Source organism: Rugamonas rivuli, assembly GCF_009380165.1.
Classification (GTDB): domain Bacteria; phylum Pseudomonadota; class Gammaproteobacteria; order Burkholderiales; family Burkholderiaceae_D; genus Rugamonas; species Rugamonas rivuli.
On the sequence record NZ_WHUF01000002.1, the window covers coordinates 871,446 to 888,820 of the forward strand.

At 63.8% G+C, this 17,375-nt stretch carries 11 protein-coding genes and 5 tRNA genes; all 16 read left to right on the forward strand.

Annotated features, from left to right (window positions below):
- Nucleotides 1-6: 6 nt before the first annotated feature.
- The 16 genes from recO to GEV01_RS09220 all read left to right on the forward strand — a co-directional run bounded on the left by recO (nt 7) and on the right by GEV01_RS09220 (nt 17,363).
- On the forward strand, nt 7-894 hold the full coding sequence (gene recO, locus GEV01_RS09145; protein ID WP_152803552.1) for a DNA repair protein RecO: 888 nt from the start codon (nt 7-9) through the stop codon (nt 892-894).
- Nucleotides 895-915: 21 nt separating this feature from the next.
- On the forward strand, nt 916-1,677 hold the full coding sequence (gene pdxJ / locus GEV01_RS09150; RefSeq protein ID WP_152803554.1) for a pyridoxine 5'-phosphate synthase: 762 nt from the start codon (nt 916-918) through the stop codon (nt 1,675-1,677).
- Nucleotides 1,674-2,069 carry a holo-ACP synthase gene (gene acpS / locus GEV01_RS09155; RefSeq protein ID WP_152803556.1) on the forward strand — a complete coding sequence of 132 codons (396 nt, stop codon included), beginning with the start codon at nt 1,674-1,676 and terminating at the stop codon, nt 2,067-2,069. The genes pdxJ and acpS overlap by 4 nt, the downstream gene beginning before the upstream one ends.
- Nucleotides 2,070-2,076: 7 nt before the next feature.
- Nucleotides 2,077-3,945 carry an excinuclease ABC subunit UvrC gene (uvrC, locus tag GEV01_RS09160; RefSeq protein WP_152803558.1) on the forward strand — a complete coding sequence of 623 codons (1,869 nt, stop codon included), beginning with the start codon at nt 2,077-2,079 and terminating at the stop codon, nt 3,943-3,945.
- A 96-nt stretch (nt 3,946-4,041) separates the two neighbouring features.
- The gene (gene pgsA / locus GEV01_RS09165) at nt 4,042-4,626 is read left to right on the forward strand and encodes a CDP-diacylglycerol--glycerol-3-phosphate 3-phosphatidyltransferase (protein ID WP_152803560.1); all 585 of its coding nucleotides are present in this window, start codon (nt 4,042-4,044) and stop codon (nt 4,624-4,626) included.
- Nucleotides 4,627-4,680: 54 nt separating this feature from the next.
- Complete coding sequence (locus GEV01_RS09170) at nt 4,681-6,660, forward strand: DUF6351 family protein (RefSeq protein WP_152803562.1); 1,980 nt, start codon at nt 4,681-4,683, stop codon at nt 6,658-6,660.
- A gap of 71 nt (nt 6,661-6,731) precedes the next feature.
- Nucleotides 6,732-6,807: transfer RNA gene (locus tag GEV01_RS09175), tRNA-Gly, on the forward strand.
- Between the two features lie 64 nt (nt 6,808-6,871).
- A tRNA-Gly gene (locus tag GEV01_RS09180) sits at nt 6,872-6,947 on the forward strand.
- Nucleotides 6,948-6,992: 45 nt separating this feature from the next.
- Nucleotides 6,993-7,068: transfer RNA gene (locus GEV01_RS09185), tRNA-Gly, on the forward strand.
- 56 nt (nt 7,069-7,124) lie between these two features.
- Nucleotides 7,125-7,198, forward strand: a tRNA-Cys gene (locus GEV01_RS09190).
- A gap of 17 nt (nt 7,199-7,215) precedes the next feature.
- Nucleotides 7,216-7,291, forward strand: a tRNA-Gly gene (locus GEV01_RS09195).
- 71 nt (nt 7,292-7,362) lie between these two features.
- On the forward strand, nt 7,363-7,803 hold the full coding sequence (locus GEV01_RS09200) for an FKBP-type peptidyl-prolyl cis-trans isomerase (RefSeq protein ID WP_152803563.1): 441 nt from the start codon (nt 7,363-7,365) through the stop codon (nt 7,801-7,803).
- Nucleotides 7,804-8,034: 231 nt separating this feature from the next.
- Nucleotides 8,035-11,034 (forward strand): TonB-dependent receptor, encoded by a 3,000-nt coding sequence (locus GEV01_RS09205; RefSeq protein ID WP_152803565.1) that lies wholly within the window; start codon nt 8,035-8,037, stop codon nt 11,032-11,034.
- A gap of 20 nt (nt 11,035-11,054) precedes the next feature.
- Entirely contained in the window at nt 11,055-12,917 is a 1,863-nt protein-coding gene (locus GEV01_RS09210) for a glycoside hydrolase family 35 protein (protein ID WP_217428377.1), read from the forward strand.
- Between the two features lie 102 nt (nt 12,918-13,019).
- A complete protein-coding gene (locus GEV01_RS09215) occupies nt 13,020-14,366 on the forward strand; it encodes a sensor domain-containing protein (protein WP_152803567.1) in 1,347 nt (448 codons plus the stop codon).
- 264 nt (nt 14,367-14,630) lie between these two features.
- Complete coding sequence (locus GEV01_RS09220) at nt 14,631-17,363, forward strand: TonB-dependent receptor (RefSeq protein ID WP_152803569.1); 2,733 nt, start codon at nt 14,631-14,633, stop codon at nt 17,361-17,363.
- Nucleotides 17,364-17,375 lie beyond the last annotated feature (12 nt).

The following is a 17,375-nucleotide window of genomic DNA, read 5'->3' on the forward strand; positions in this document are numbered from 1 at the left end:
GAGGCGATGTCCACCACCACGCTAGACGCCGACATCGCAGCGGCACCGTCGCAGGCCGAACCTGAGGCGGAGCGTGAAGTGGTGCCCGCCCCGGCGCCGGCCGCAACCATCGCTGTGTCGGCCGCTGCATCAACCGCCGCGCCTGCCAAGCGCCCGCGCGCACCGTCGCGCGAACGCACCTTCGGCACAAAGGTCGCCGGCCAGCCGGCCTTCGTCCTGCACAGCTATCCCTACAAAGAAACCAGCCTCATCATCGACCTGTTCACGCGCGACTTCGGCCGCGTGGCCTTGATCGCCAAGGGCGCCAAGCGGCCGCACTCACAACTGCGCGGCGTGCTGCAAACCTTCCAGCCGCTGTCGTCGAGCTGGGTCGGCAAATCCGAACTGCGCACGCTGACCGACGCCGAATGGGTGGGCGGCATGCTGCCGCTGGAGAAGACCGCGCTGCTGTGCGGCTTCTACCTCAACGAGCTGCTGGTCAAGCTGCTGGCCCGCGACGACGCGCACCCGCGCCTGTTCGACCACTACGTCGCCACGCTCAACCAGCTCGCCCACAACGAACCTGCGCCCATCGTCTTGAGAAAATTCGAACGGGCCCTACTTAAAGAGACAGGCGTTGCCGCCGACCTGACCCGCTGCATCGAAACCCGCCGCGCCGTGCAGGCCGACGTGGTCTATGTGGTGGACCCTGAGCGCGGCCCGCGCCCTGAGCGCGCCGCCGATCCGTGGCCACGCGTGGCCGGCAAGACCCTGCTCGACATGGAGCGCGAAGATTACCAGGACGCCGCCACGCAGGCGCAGAGCAAGCAGCTGATGCGCTTCCTGCTGGCGCACCACCTGGGCGGAGCGCCGCTGAACACGCGCCAGATCCTGATCGACTTGATGCAGTTATAACTAGATAAACGGTATAAACTAATGAGCTTCCTGCAACCATCCGGCACCATCATCGACCTCGGCGTGAACATCGACCACGTCGCCACCTTGCGCAACGCGCGCGGCACCACGTACCCAGACCCGATCCGCGCCGCGCTGTTGGCCGAGCAGGCCGGCGCCGACTGCATCACGCTGCACCTGCGCGAAGACCGCCGCCACATCAAGGACGCCGACGTCATCGCGCTGGCGCCGCAGCTGCTGACCCGCATGAACCTGGAGGCGGCCGTCACGCAGGAGATGATCGACTTCGCCTGCCGCATCAAACCGGCCGACGTCTGCCTGGTGCCCGAGAAGCGCACCGAAGTCACCACCGAAGGCGGCCTCGATGTCGTCACCCATTTCAAGGCCGTGCAAGCTGCCGTCAAGCAGCTGCAGGCCGAAGGCATCCGCGTCAGCCTGTTCATCGACGCCGACGAGGCGCAGATGAATGCCACCGCCGAAATCGGCGCCCCGGTGATCGAACTGCACACCGGCCGCTATGCCGACACCGAAGGCGCCGAGCAGGCCGCCGAGCTGGAACGCATCCATCGCGGCGTGCTGTATGGCGTGTCCAAAGGCTTGAAGGTCAACGCCGGCCACGGTCTGCACTACACCAACGTACAGGCGATTGCCGCCATCCCGGAAATCGCCGAACTCAATATCGGCCACGCCATCGTCGCCCACTCGGTGTTCGTCGGCTGGGAAAACGCCGTGCGCGAGATGAAGGCCATCATGGTCTCGACACGTTTAGGCGCAAGAAAATGATTTACGGTATAGGCACCGACATCTGCAAAATCCCCCGCATCGAGGCGGCGCTGGCGCGTCATGGCGACCGTTTCGCCGCCAAGATCCTCGGTCCGCAAGAGATGGAAAAGTATTTGGCGCGCAAAGCCAAGCACGCGGCGCGCGGCATCCGCTTCGTCGCCACGCGCTTCGCCGCCAAGGAAGCCTTCTCCAAAGCCATCGGCCTGGGCATGCGCATGCCGATGACGTGGCCGGCCGCGCAGATGCTCAACGCCCCCAGCGGCAAGCCGATGATCGTCTGCAGCGGCGTGCTGAAAGAATTCATGGACAAGAACAAGCTGTCGGCCCAGGTGACGGTCAGCGACGAGGAAGAATACGCCGTCGCTTTCGTCATCGTCGAACAAGCGCAGTGAGAGCGGTATGACTGAAGTGGAAGTGGAAACAAGCGCCCCCGACCCGCGCGAACAAGTGCTGGCCACCGTGGCCAAGCTGCCCAACCTGCCGGGCGTGTACCGCTATTTCGACGCCTACGACAAAGTGCTCTACGTCGGCAAGGCGCGCGACCTGAAGAAGCGCGTCTCCAGCTACTTCCAGAAGAATCTCAGCAGCCCGCGCATCGCCATGATGGTCGAGCGCATCGCGCGGCTGGAAACCACCGTCACCCACAGCGAAGCCGAAGCGCTGATCCTTGAGAATAACCTCATCAAGGCCCTCAGCCCGCGCTTCAACATCCTGTTCCGCGACGACAAATCCTATCCCTACCTGAAGATCACCGGCGGCGACGCGCCCCGCATGGTCTACTACCGTGGTGGCGTGGACAAGAAGAACCAGTATTTCGGCCCGTTCCCCAGCTCGTGGGCGGTCAAGGAATCGATGCAGATCCTGCAGAAGGTGTTCCTGATCCGCACTTGCGAGGACAGCGTGTATTCCAACCGCACCCGCCCATGCCTGCTGCACCAGATCGGCCGTTGTAGCGCACCGTGCGTGGACCTGATCAGCAAGGAAGACTACAAGGTCGACGTCGACAACGCCGCGCGCTTCCTGCGCGGCCGCCAGAGCGAGGTGATGGCCGACCTGGAAAAGAAAATGCACGGCTATGCCGCCGAGCTCAAATTCGAGCAGGCTGCCGGCGTGCGCAACCAGATCCAGTCGCTGTCCCGCGTGCTGCACCAGCAGAGCATGGAGACCACCGGCGACGCCGACGTCGACATCATCGCGGTGCTGGTGCAGGGTGGCCGCGCCTGCGTCAACCTGGCGATGGTGCGCGGCGGCCGCCACCTGGGCGACCGCGCCTACTTCCCGGGCCACCTGGGCGACGCCGAGGCGATCGCCGAGCAGGCCATTGAAGTCGAGGTGCTGGCCGCCTTCCTGGCGCAGCACTACAGCGAGAAGTTCATCCCCGGTACGCTGATCCTCAATATCGAGTTCGACCACCCGGCGCTGATGCAGGCCTTGCAGGAGCAGTGCGGCCACCGCATCCACCTGATCTTCCAGCCGCAGGATCAGCGCCGCAAATGGCTGGAGCTGGCGCAGAAGGGTGCCGAGATCTCGCTGGCGCGGCTGCTGTCGGAGCAGGGCTCGCAGCAGTCGCGCACGCGCGCGCTGGTGGAGGCATTGCAACTGGAGCCGGAAGACATCGACGCGCTGCGCGTGGAATGCTTCGACATCTCGCACACGCAGGGCGAGGCCACGCAGGCCTCGTGCGTGGTGTTCCATCACCACCAGATGCAGAACGGCGAGTACCGCCGCTACAACATCAACGACATCACGCCCGGCGACGATTACGCGGCGATGCGGCAGGTGCTGTTCCGCCGCTACGAAAAGGTCGCCAACGGCGACGGCGTCATGCCGGACGTGGTGCTGATCGACGGCGGCAAGGGCCAGATCGAAATGGCGCGGCAGGTGTTCGCCGAGCTGGGACTGGATATCAGCCTGATCGTCGGCGTGGCCAAGGGGGAAGGGCGGCGCGTGGGCCTGGAGACGCTGATGTTCGTCGACGGCCGGGCCTCGCAGGAGCTGGGCAAGGAATCGGCGGCGCTGATGCTGGTGGCGCAGATCCGCGACGAGGCGCACCGTTTCGCCATCACTGGCATGCGCGCCAAGCGCGCCAAAACGCGCCAGACCTCGCGCCTGGAAGAGATCGAGGGCATAGGCGCCAAGCGCCGCCAGCGCCTGCTGGCGCGCTTTGGCGGCCTGCGCGGCGTGGTCGACGCCAGCGTCGAGGACTTGAAGCAGGTCGAAGGCATCTCCAGCGCGCTGGCCGAAGAGATCTACAAGCAGTTGCATTAGGGCGTGCACAGCAACAGTGCGCTGGTTTAATGTGCGGCGGCAAGGTAGACTAGCGGCGCATTAACAATTTTCATGGCCGCACTTATTTCCGAGCTTATGCCCTTCAATATACCGATACTGTTGACCTGGTTGCGCGTTGCGCTGATTCCGCTTGTGGTAGGCGTCTACTATCTGCCCACCACTGTCCTTCCCGTTGCGGATCAAAACCTGGCGGCTACGCTGGTGTTCATCGTCGCCGCCGTCACCGACTGGTTCGACGGTTTCCTGGCCCGCCGCTGGAACCAGACCTCGGCCTTCGGCGCTTTCCTCGACCCGGTCGCGGACAAGCTGATGGTGGCGGGGGCCTTGCTGGTGCTGGTGCAGCTCGACCGCGCCAATGCCGTGCTGTCGTTCATCATCATCGGCCGCGAGATCGCCATCTCGGCGCTGCGCGAGTGGATGGCGCAGATCGGCGCTTCCAAGTCGGTGGCGGTCAGCTCGCTGGGCAAGATCAAGACCACGGCGCAGATGACGGCCATCCCGCTGCTGCTGTTCCATGATGTGCTGTGGGGCGCCATCGACACCCAGTTCTGGGGCTCGCGCCTGCTGGAAGTGGCGGCCGTGCTGACGGTGTGGTCGATGTTCTACTACCTGCGCCTGGCTTGGCCGCTGATCAAGGAAAAAGCAGGTACGCTGAACTAGTAACAAAATGCTATGATCTGGTGAGGTTCACCCCACCAGATCAGGAGCAGCGCCATGGCGTTCCGGAGATTCCTGGCCGCTTGCGCGGCAACCGCAATCTGCCTGGCAGCGCAGGCGCAGCAACAGCCCTTCGTCTGCCGCACGCAGGAAGCAAGCCTTGGCCAGCCCAGCGTCGACAACCAGGACGGCATCGGCCACCCCGTAGTCGATGAAGCCAGCGGCGCCATTGTCGGCTACAGCCGCAATTGCAGCATCGCGACGCGGGTCGAGTACTTCTACCTTGCCGGCAGCCGCTTCAAGCCTTTCGATCCCGCCACCGGCTACACGGCGCCTCCACCAGACCTGACAACGTTTAAGCGCAACGGCGCGGCTGTGCCGTTCGTGGTGCGGGTTGAAGTCGGCACCATCAACCGCTTCGTCTACACCATCGCCATGCTGGCGCCGTCGGCCAAGCCCGAGTCGGCGGCCTGGAACCGCAAGCTGGTGTACTGGCTGGGCGGCGGCGTCGGCATCGGCCATCATCAAGGCTCGCCGCTGTGGTTCAAGCCCGGAGGCTTGAGCGGCAACGAGCGCCAGTTGATGGTCCCCATGCTGGAGCAGGGCTACGCCATCGTCAGCTCGACCGGCAATGAGGCCGGCGTTCATTACAACATGCGCCTGGCGGGGCAGACCGCCTTGCTGACCAAGGCCCGCTTTGTCGAAGCTTATGGCGCGCCGCTGTTCACCATCGGCCTGGGTGGGTCGGGCGGGGCGGTGCAGCAGTACCTGTTCGCGCAAAACCATCCCGGCCTGCTGGATGGCGGCATTCCGCTGCAGTCGTATCCGGACATGATCACGCAGACCATCCCGATCTCGGATTGCCCGCTGTTGAGCCAGTACTTCAAGGACGAGGTGGCGCTTGATCCCGCGTCGCCGTGGGCCAGGTGGACCAATCAAATCGTCATCGAAGGCATGAACGCCAGCGACACCGCGCGCCACGCCTGGACCGGCGGCGCAGGATCGACCGAGTGCATCAACGGCTGGAAGATGGCCATCGTGACGGTGCTGAACCCGCGCTACAAGGATGACCGCTACGACCTCGCCGCGACCTTCTACCGTTATCCCGCCGGTGTGTTTGACAAGGTCAAATGGACGCACTGGAACGATCTGGAAGACATCTACGGCACCGATGCGCAAGGCTACGCCCCCATCTCCATCGACAACGAGGGCGTGCAGTACGGCCTGCAGGCGTTGAGGGCAGGGCAGATCGGCGTCGACGAATTCCTGCGTCTCAACGCCTGCGTAGGCGGCTGGAAGGAGCAGGCCGACTTCGTGGATTGGCAGGGCAAGGACGACCCCTACGACAGCCTCAATATGCTGCGCAGCGCCACCTGTCGCGATCCTGAGGGCGTGCCTGCGCCACGCCGCAGCGGCAGCGTGGAGGCGATGCGCAAAGCCTACAGCGCGGGCCAGGTCTTCACCGGCCAGCGCCTCGGCATTCCGATGATCGATCTGCGGCCTTACCTGGAGCCGGAGCTGAACATGCACAACGCGCGGCAGGCCTTCTCGGTGCGGGCGCGCCTGCTGGGCGCCAATCGCGCAGAGGTCAAACGCCAGGTGATCTGGTTTACCCGCTCCGAGGCCGACATGCAGGGCCGGGTGCTGGAAGCCTTGTCGACCATGGACCGGATGCTGAGCGGCGGCCCGGCGCCGGCCGAATTCACCGACCGCTGCATCGATACCGGCGGCGCCGTCATCGCCGCCGGGCCATCCGTCTGGGACGGCGTCCTGGACGCCAAACCGCAGGGCGCCTGCACCAAAGCCTTCCCGCTGTTTTCCAGTCCGCGCATGGTGGCGGGGGAGTCGATCAAGGGCGATGTCTTCAAGTGCGCGCTGAAGCCTGTCGCGCAGGCGCTGCGGGACGGCAGCTATCCCGCCGGCGTGGAATGGACGGCGCGGCAAAAGGCCAGGCTGCAGCGGATATTCCCGCATGGCGTCTGCGATTACAACCAGCCGGACCAGGGCCGGCCACTGGTTTTGGAGCGGAATCGATAAGATTGGCATCAAGGCCATTGACAGGCGTCATGGATCCTCTATAATGCTGGCCTGTTGTTGATGACAGCGACGCGGGAGTAGCTCAGTTGGTAGAGCGCAACCTTGCCAAGGTTGAGGTCGAGAGTTCGAGACTCTTCTCCCGCTCCAAGTTATCAAGAACAAGTAGCACTGGCAATAACGGCAGCTAGCTGCTAGAATGTTGGACTCCAATGCGGGAGTAGCTCAGTTGGTAGAGCGCAACCTTGCCAAGGTTGAGGTCGAGAGTTCGAGACTCTTCTCCCGCTCCAGTTTCTTCGGGACTGGTTGGCGCAGTAAAAATCAGTAACTCCAATGCGGGAGTAGCTCAGTTGGTAGAGCGCAACCTTGCCAAGGTTGAGGTCGAGAGTTCGAGACTCTTCTCCCGCTCCAGAATTTCGGATCGCAGCGCGTAACCCCGCTGTGCGTCTCAGTAAAAAGTTTCCTCTGGCGAGGTAGCAAAGCGGTTATGCAGCGGCCTGCAAAGCCGTCTAGGTCGGTTCGACTCCGATCCTCGCCTCCAGACAATTTGAACTCCAAGCGGGAGTAGCTCAGTTGGTAGAGCGCAACCTTGCCAAGGTTGAGGTCGAGAGTTCGAGACTCTTCTCCCGCTCCAGTATGTAGAAGGGCAGCCGTTGTGGCTGCCCTTTTTGCATTTGCACGCTAACTTACACACGAAAGAACATCATGAAACAGCTGCTGTCCTCCTGCGTTATCGGCCTGACCCTGACTTTCGCCCTGGCGGGCTGCGACCGCGCCAAGGCGCCGCAAGCGCCTGCGGCCGCTGCCGTGCCTATGCAAAAGATCGATATCGTCGTCGGCACCGGCAAGGATGCAGCGGCCGGCGTCACCGCCGTCGTCAACTACACCGGCTGGCTGTACGAGCCGGCCGCAGCGGCGCAGCACGGCGCCCAGTTCGATTCCTCGATCGGCCGCGAGCCGTTCAGCTTCCGGCTCGGCGCCGGCCAGGTGATCCCGGGCTGGGACGAGGGCGTCAAGGGCATGAAGGTCGGCGGCAAGCGCACGCTGATCGTACCTGCCAGCATGGGCTACGGCGAAAACGGCGCAGGCCCGATCCCACCGAACGCCAACCTGATCTTCGACGTGGAGCTGCTGGACGTCCGCTGATGAGCGATGTTGTAATTCCGTAACGAAGCGAAACCTCGTTACCGTTCAATATCGCAAAACGAAAGATATTCTCGCTTAAAACCTGACGAATTTCTGTTGATATTTTCTTTTCATTGACTAAAACCTTATTTAATTCTAAGGTTTATTCAGGCTGAGCTTACGAAAACGAAAGCTTTAGCCGCGTCGTATTCCGCAAAAACTTATATTCGCAAATAAGAACGGAGACTATGCATGAAGAAAATACCGAAGGCAGGTAGCACTGCCGCGCGGCTATCGCTGCTCGTCCTGAGCCTGCTGTCCGGCGGTGCCGGGATGAACGGCGCATACGCCCAGTCGATCACCGGTGGGCTGTATGGCTCGGTGCCGGTGGGCGCGAGTGCGAACCGGGTGACTGTCACGAACGAGCAGACCGGCTTCAAACGCGAACTGCCGCTTGACGGACAAGGGCGCTACAAGACTTCCGGCCTCAACCCCGGTTTGTACACCGTGACGCTCAGGCAGGGGGAGCAGGTGGTCGCCGTCCGCCAGGTGAGCGTGAAGCCGAACAGCGACACCGCCGTCCTTGCCGTGACGGCGGAAAACCAGGGCGGCCCGGATGCGCTCGCCACTGTGACCGTGGCCGGCAACTCGGCCCAGACCATGGTGCTGCCCATCGACGTGAACACCCCGGAATTATCCAGCCACTACAGCCGGGAGCTGATCAACAGCCTGCCGCTCATCAGCGGCAACGCCGAATCGATTGCGCGCTTGCGCTCCAACGTGCGCTACGACCAGAACACGACCGGGCTGGTCCAGCTGGGCGGGGCTTCACCGGCGGAAAACCGCTACTACCTCAACGAATTCGACACCACCAATGACCGCACGCTGCTGGGCGCCAACCGCCTGCCGCGCGAGGCGATCCAGGAAACCGAGGTAATGGCGGGCAGCTTCGGCGCCTCGTGGACCAATGCCACCGGCGGCATCATGGCGCAGACGGTGCGCCAGGGTTCGAACAAATTCGAGGCGGGCTATGCGATGTATTACACGCCGGCGACATCGGATACCTTGATGCCGGCGGAAAAAGACATACACAACGGGCAGGGCGATTACTACCGCTATACCTCGAACAACCGCAGCGAAGCGAGCACGACGAACTACCTGTGGGCGTCGGGCGCACTGGTCAAGGACAAGTTGTTCGCCTTCGTGCTGCTGGGCGACCGGCTGCCATCGCGCAGCTACACCTTCAGCCAGAACCGCGAGTCGATCGCCAGTTCGCAAAGCAAGAACCTGCTGCTGAATCTGACCTGGAACATCAACGACGACCATACGCTCAACCTGACCGGCTCGCGGACGTGGAGTAGCACCAGCACCGACACCTATCGCCTGCTGAAGGACTACACCACGCAGGTCGGTGCCTTCTCGTCCAGTTCGTATGCACCCGTGACGGAGCGCATGCTGATTGCCAACTACCACGGCAACCTAACGCCCAACCTGGAACTGCGCTTGATGGGCGGTTTCCTGGGGCAGCTCAATGACCGCGCCCACGGCGCCGAGGACATTCCCTATGTCGACGCCTACAACAGCCAGACCCAGAAGACCAGCAACATCGGCATACAGGACCGCACCGTCAATTTCCGTCCCGACGATTACTGGCGGCGCGGCTACAAGGGCGACCTGAGCTGGAGCCTGGACAATCACAAGATCGTGTTCGGGGCCGAGTACTACCAGCACTTCCTCGGCCAGGACTGGCACACGCCGCAGGCCGGCTGGTACACCTATTACGACCGTCCCAACACCGTGCAACTGCCCAATGGCGAGCAGGTCAGCGGCAAGTATGTCGGCTACTATTTCAACCGCGAGTTCGGCCGCATGGTGTCGATCAACAAGGCGGCCTATCTTGAGGACTACTGGAAAATCGGTCACGGCGTGATGCTGTACGGCGGCCTGCGCTTCGACAAGTTCGTCAACAAGGATGCACTGGAACGCCCGCTGTTCTCGTTCCCGACCACCTCGCCGCGCCTGGGCTTGTCGTGGGACGTGCACGGCGATTCCAGCCTGAAGGTCGGCGCGAACCTGGGGCGCTATTCGCTGTCCATGCCGTCGAACTTCAGCTTCGGCGTCGCCGAGTCCCATCTCGAACAGCGCAAATGGTACCGTTACAGCGGCATCGACCCCAACACCCAATTGCCGCTGGGCCTGGCGCAGATAGGCTCCACCTACACCGCGCCAGGCCATGACGGCACGCCGCCGGCGTCAGACCAGGTCGCCACCACCAACCTGAAGGCGCCTTACCAGAACGAGTTGCAGCTGTACGTGCAGAAGGCGTTCAACCGCCACTGGGTAGGCCAGGTCGATTTCGGTTATGCCGAGCTGAAGCGCGTCATCAATTCCACCTGCTACGGCCAGGGCATAGGCAAGTATGCCAACGCCCACGGCTATCCGGACTATCCGAGCGACTACGAATGCTTCGAGCTCAATCCGGGCGAGGACGTCACGGTCACGCGCGATTTCCGCGGTGACGGCAAGCCGGTGTCGCTGACGATACCGGCCGCCGAATTCGGCCTGCCCAAACCCAAGCACAAGTACATCCACCTGACCTTCGATGCCAGCCACTCGCGCAGCGCCGGCGAGCCGTGGTACCTGAACCTGAGCTACACCTGGACCCGCTCGTTCGGCAATGACAACGGCTTCCTCAACCTGGAAAACCGGAACGCCGGCTATATCGGCCAGACCGGCATCTACGATTTTCCGGAGACGACACGCGGCGCCAGCGGCAACCTGACCAACGACATCCGCCACGCGTTCACCGCATCGAGTGCCTACTACTTCCCGAACGGCTTGCGCACCAGCGGCATACTCAGCATGCACAGCGGCGAGCCGGTCAGCTGCTTCGGCCTCAATCCCGACGTCAACAGCCTCTCCTACAACTGGGGTTCGTGGGGACACTACTGCGATGCCAGCACCAATCCGGTCGGGGTCAAGACGGCGGGCACCAGTGGCCGTCTGCCATTCTTCTGGCAATTCGACATGGGCGTGGGCTACGACATGACGATAGGCGCGCACAACAAGCTGAGCCTGGACCTGAGCATCCAGAACCTGTTCAACCGGCGCGGCATCACCGACCGCTACAACACCTACAGCGCCGACGTGAACGCCGACAACACCATCGTGCCGGATGTGAACTGGGGCATACCGAGCCAGTATCAAACGCCGCGCAGGGCCTCGCTGGTGCTGCGCTATAACTACCGTTAATCGTGACCGGAGTCCATACCTTGAATCTGACCAAAACTATCCTGGCCGGCCTGCTGGCCCTGGGCCTGAGCAGCACCCTGGCGTACGCGGCCGAGCCGTCGGCGCGCCCGCCGCACTTCGCCATCGACGGCGCGCACTTCAAGCTCGACGGCCAGCCGTTCGTGATCCGCTCCGGCGAAATGCATTACCCGCGCATCCCCCGCGCCGCCTGGCGCGAGCGCCTGCGCATGGCGCGCGCGATGGGCTTGAACACCGTGACCACCTATGCCTTCTGGTCGCAGCACGAACCGGAACCGGGGCAGTGGAACTTCTCCGGCCAGAACGATCTGCGCGCCTTCATCAAGACGGCTGCCGAGGAAGGCTTGAACGTGGTGCTGCGGCCCGGTCCCTATGTCTGCGCCGAGGTGGATTTCGGCGGCTTCCCGGCCTGGCTGCTGCGCACGCAGGGATTGCGCGTGCGCTCCATGGATGCGCGCTACCTTGCCGCCAGCGCGCGCTACTTCAAGCGCCTGGCGCAGGAGGTGGCGGACCTGCAGAGCAGTCGCGGCGGCCCCATCCTGATGCTGCAACTGGAGAACGAGTACGGTTCCTACGGCCGCGATCATGACTACCTGCGCGCCGTGCGGGCGCAGATGCGCCAGGCCGGGTTTGACGCGCCCTTGTTCACGTCCGACGGCGGCGCCGGCCGCCTGTTCGAAGGCGGCACGCTGCCCGATGTGCCGGCCGTGGTCAACTTCGGCGGCGGTGCGGACGATGCCCAGGCCTCGGTCCAGGAACTGGCCGCCTGGCGCCCGCATGGTCCGCGCATGGCCGGCGAATACTGGGCCGGCTGGTTCGACCACTGGGGCGAGCAACACCACACCCAGAGTCCCGAGGAGGCGGCGCGCACGGTGGACCGGATGTTGTCGCAGGGCGTATCGTTCAATCTGTACATGTTCCACGGCGGGACCAGCTTCGGCTGGCTGGCCGGCGCCAACTATTCGGGCAGCGATCCCTACCAGCCGGACACCACCAGCTATGACTACGCCGCCGCCCTGGACGAGGCGGGACGTCCGACGCCCAAGTACTTCGCCTTGCGCGACGTCATCGCGCGGCATGTGAAAACGGCGCTGCCGCCTGTGCCCGCCGCGCCGCAACCGCAGGCGCTGCCCGCCTTCGCGTTGCAGCCGGCCGGCAGCCTGCTGGCGCGGCTGGAGCTGCTGTCCAAGGGCCAGCCTTCGCGCTGGGCCAGGGCGATGGAGGAGTTCGGCCAGAACTACGGCTACATCCTGTATCGCAAGCGGCTCGATGCGCCGGCCAAGGGCAAGCTGGTGCTCGATGGCTTGCACGACCAGGCCACCGTGCTGGCCGACGGCCGCGTGATCGGCAGGCTGGACCGCCGCCTGGGCGAGAGCACGCTGGCGGTGGACCTGCCGGCGGGCGTCCAGCTCGATCTGCTGGTGGAAGCGATGGGGCGTATCGGCTTCGGCGCCAAACTGGTCGATGACACCAAGGGCATCACGCGCGCGGTAAAGCTGGGCGACGATGAGCTGGAGGGCTGGACGGTCTACCCGCTGCCGCTGGATGCCGCGGCGCTGAAGCGCCTGCCGGCCGGTACGGCGGGTGATGCGGCCGGGCCGGGCTTCTGGCGCGGCACGCTGACGCTGGCCAAGCCGGTCGATACCTTCCTCGACACGCGTGGCTGGGGCAAGGGGCAGGTCTGGGTCAACGGCCACCATCTGGGGCGCTACTGGCACATCGGTCCGCAGCAGACGCTGTATCTGCCGGCGTCGTGGCTGAAGGAGGGCGCCAACGAGGTACTGGTGTTCAGCACCGAAACGCCCACGGCTGGCACCATGCAAGGCGTTGCAGCGCCCGTCTACGAGACGCCGAAGCGAGACTAGGGGGTAATATTGGCAAATCGCTAGCAAGGATGTTGTTGGTCTTTCGTCACAATCGCCAGGGGAGCGCCTAGGTACGGGCAATCGGGACTAGAATTATCCTATATGGAAAAATCTCTTGCTTCCACGATAGCTCGTTTCACCGACCTGCTCATGGATGCCGTCTGCATGGTCGATGCGGACGGCCGCTTCGTGTTTGTCAGTGCCGCCTGTGAGCGCATCTTCGGCTACGCTCCCCAGGAAATGATCGGCATGCAGATGATCAATCTGGTCGCGCCGGCCGATCGCGAGCGCACGCTCGCGGCGGCGCGCAGCATCATGGACGGCCAACCCAACTCCCGGTTTGAAAACAGGTATGTCCGCAAGGATGGCAAGATCGTCCACATCATGTGGTCGGCGCGCTGGTCCGAGGCGGACCAGTTGCGCGTGGCCGTGGCGCGCGACGTCACGGCCACCAAACAGGCCGAGGCGATGCAATACACGCTGTATGCGATCTCCGAGGCCGCCCATGCCAGCGACAACCTGCCCGCCTTGTTCGAGCGCATCCACGGGATTATCGGCGCCATGTTGCCGGCGGCCGGCTTCGCGGTCGCGCTGCGGGGCGAGCTGGACGAGTGCCTGCAGTTCGCTTATTACGTCAACGCCAACGGCAGCGCCGCGCCGCATCCGGTGGCGCGCTGGCTGGGCGAGGAAGTGTCGCGCAGCGGACAGCCGGTGTTGCTGACGCCGGCCACCATGACGCTGCTGCCGCCCGCATTGCAGGCGACGGCCGGCCTCGCTCCGGTCTGCTGGATAGGCGTGCCGCTGGCGACCACCCACGGCCGCATCGGCGTATTGCTGTTGCAGGGCGGGGAGGCGTCCGGCCTGTCCGGCTACACCGACCAGGAGCAGGAATTGCTGCTGTTTGTGTCCAACCAGGTGGCAACGGCGATACATCGTCAACAGCTTTACACCAGGCTGCGCTTCATGGCCCAGCATGATGAGCTGACCCAGCTGCCCAACCGCCGCCTGTTCCACGACCGGCTGCAGATGGCGCTGGCGCGCGCCCAGCGCCACCAGAGCGAATTGGCGCTGCTGTTCATCGACCTCAACAAGTTCAAGCAGATCAACGACGACCACGGCCATGCCTGCGGCGACCAGTTGCTGCGCGAAGTGGCGCAGCGCCTGAAGCACTGCGTACGCGAATCCGACACCGTGGCGCGGCTGGGCGGGGACGAGTTTGTCGTCATTGTCGAAGAGGTGCTGGTGGCCGCCGACGCCCGGCAAATTGTCGAGAAAATCCACCAGGTGCTGGCGATGCCGATGGCGCTGGCCGACGGCCTCAGCCTGACCGCCACCGCCAGCATCGGCGTCGCCCACTATCCCGAGCACGGCAGCGACATCGCGCAGTTGATACGCTACGCCGACCAGGCCATGTACGCGGCAAAGCAGACGCTGGAACACACCGGCTAGCCTCCCGCAGTCCCATCCCATCAGTGCTGGTCACGCATGGCTCCTTCGGGAGCCATATTCATTTCGGTATGCCGGGATCGCGCGGTTGTGCCGATTTCGTCCATCTTTGGCGCTAACCGTGCCAAGACGTACTCAGCCGACCCACGTAAGCTTGGTGCCGATTCGATAGCCTCTGTTGAAGCAGGCTTTCGAAGTAAACCGGCAGTTTCATGACAACGATCCCGCACACGCGATGGGGGACGTCATTACCAGGAGACGAGTAATATGTTTCAGGAAAAAATAGCTGTACGCTGGGTAAAGTTTGCGCTGGCCTTGTTGTCGGCCAACGCCGTGGCGCTGGCGCAGGCGCAGGAGCAAGCGGAGGCGATCAAGCCCGACGCCAAGATGGAGCGGGTGGAAATCACCGGCAGTAATATCAAGCGCATCGCCCAGGAGGGCGTGTCGCCGATGACCATGATCACCAAGGAAGACATCAAGCGTTCCGGCGCGACTTCGGTGCTCGACGTGTTGCGCAACCTGCCTTCGGTCGGCGGCAACGGCCGCGATTTCGGCGGCGGCAACGACTTCCGCAACGGCGCCACCACGGCCAGCCTGCGCGGCATGCCGACGCTGATCCTGTTGAACGGCAACCGCCTGCCGGTGTCCGGCTCGGACGACTCCAACGGCTTCACCTCGGTGGACTTGAACATGCTGCCGCTGGCGGCGATCGAGCGCATCGAGGTGCTCAAGGACGGCGCCTCGGCGATCTACGGCACCGATGCGGTGGGCGGCGTGATCAACTTCATCATGCGCCAGAATTACCAGGGCGTGGACCTGAGCACCAGCTACGGCACCACCACGCTGGGCGGCGGCGATGTGCGCAAACTGTCGGTGGCCGGCGGCTACGGCGACCGCGCCACGCAGAAATTCAACCTGACCTACGCGGCCATGTACGAGGACACCAAGCGCATCAAGGGCACCGACCGCGACTGGGCCAACCACATCGACTTCGGCGCCAGCGGCGGCCTGCAGTACGCCAATGTGTACGGCGCCCACGGCACCGATCCCGGCACGCTGTCGATCGGCGGCAACCGCTTCGCCGACCCGGAATGCCCGGCCGGCTCCAAGCTGCCTTATCCAAGCGGCGCCGAATGGTTCCCTTCGCCGACCCGCAACGGCTGCCTGGCCGCGACGGCCGAATTCACCGACCTGGTCAAGCCGTCGCGCCGCGCCGGTGCGACGGCCGCGCTGAACTGGGACATCGCGCCGGACCTGACGCTGTTCGCCAACGCCTTCTACACCAACTTCGACAAGCGCATCGTCGGCCAGTCGTCGTGGCTGCAGAACCGCGCGCGCAACAACCTGGTCATCCCGGCCTCGAATCCCTTCAACACCTATGGCAAGCCGGTGACGATACGGCGCGATTTTCCGGTCTATGAAGGCGGCATCAAGACCAACGTCGACAACCTCTGGCTGCTGACCGGTCTCAAGGGCGAGATGGCCGGCTGGGACTGGTCGGCGACGCTGTCGCACGGCGAGGAGCGCGGCCGCACCGATACGCTGGGCGCCTACAAGCTGGAGGAGTTGAACCAGGCGGTCGACGACGGACGCTTCAATCCCTTCGGCGTCAACAAGAATTCGGATGCGCTGATCCGCGAACTGTCGGGCGAGATGTTCGTCAAGACCCGCAGCAAGACCGATTCCATCAAAGTGCAGGCCGCGACCGAATTCGGCGAACTGCCGGGCGGGAAGGTCGGCGTGTCGGTGGGCTCCGAGCTGCGCAAGAATTCGCTGTCGTACACGCCGTCGCAGGATTGGCAGCAAGGCTTGCTGGGCCAGTACGCGGTGCTGCCGTCGATCTCCGGTTCGGAAAAATTGTCGGCCGTGTATGCGGAGCTGAGCTTGCCGTTGCTGAAAACGCTGGAGGCACAGGCCGCCGTGCGCCACGACAAATATGAGCTGGCCGGCGCCACCACCAATCCCAAGCTCGGCGTGAAATGGAAGCCGAGCAGGGAGATCATGCTGCGCGCGAACTACAGCACCGGCATGGTGGCGCCGTCGCTGCCGCAGCGCTTCAGCCAGGGCCGCGACGCCTTCTACCAGACCAAGGATCCGCACCGCTGCGTCGAGGGCGATGTGTATTTCGATTCCTACTGCACCCGCCAGGTCAAGGCGTCCAACGTCGGCACCAAGGATCTGCAGCCGGAGAAATCGAACCAGTACAACATCGGCTTTGTCATCGAGCCGATCAAGGACTTGAACATCGGCCTGACCTATTACGACATCAAGTGGAAAAACAAGATCGACATCCTCGATACCACGACGGTGCTCGATAACGAAGACGGCGCCTACAAGTCGCACGTGACGCGTAAGGATGTCACCGCCGACGATATCGCGGCCTACGAGACGCTGTCGGCGGCCGACAAGGCGCGGCTGGGGCCTTTGCGCGGTGAGCTGTCCAACATCAAGACCGGCTGGGTCAACCGCTTCCAGACGCATACCTCGGGCATCGACCTGGACGCGTCCTACACCTTCCGCACCGAAAAGCTGGGCCGCATCAAGGTGTTTGGCGAAGCCAACTACACGCTGCGTTACGACACGGTGCTGTTGGCCGATAACGTCTACATCAACTGCCCGAACAACACCTCGTGCGATGCCGGCGAGTACGGCAATCCGCGCGTGCTGGCGAACGTGGGCGTGAACTGGGACCAGGGCGTGTGGAGCGGCACCGGCATCGTCAAATACGTGGCCGGCACCAAGGTGGATCGCTCGCCGTCGGCCGTGCAGAACCAATGGTATGACTTCTATGCCAAGGGACGGCGGATTCCCGCCATCGCCACGCTGGACGCATCGCTGGCCTATTCGGGCATCAAGAACGCGGTGATACGCGTTGGCGCCAACAATGTGTTCAACCGCGATCCGGCTTTCGATCCGGGCTCCTCGCTGGGCTACAACGATAGCTGGGGCGATCCGCGCGGCCGCTACGTGTATGTCAGCCTGGACTACAGCTTCAAGTAAGCGGCGCTGACG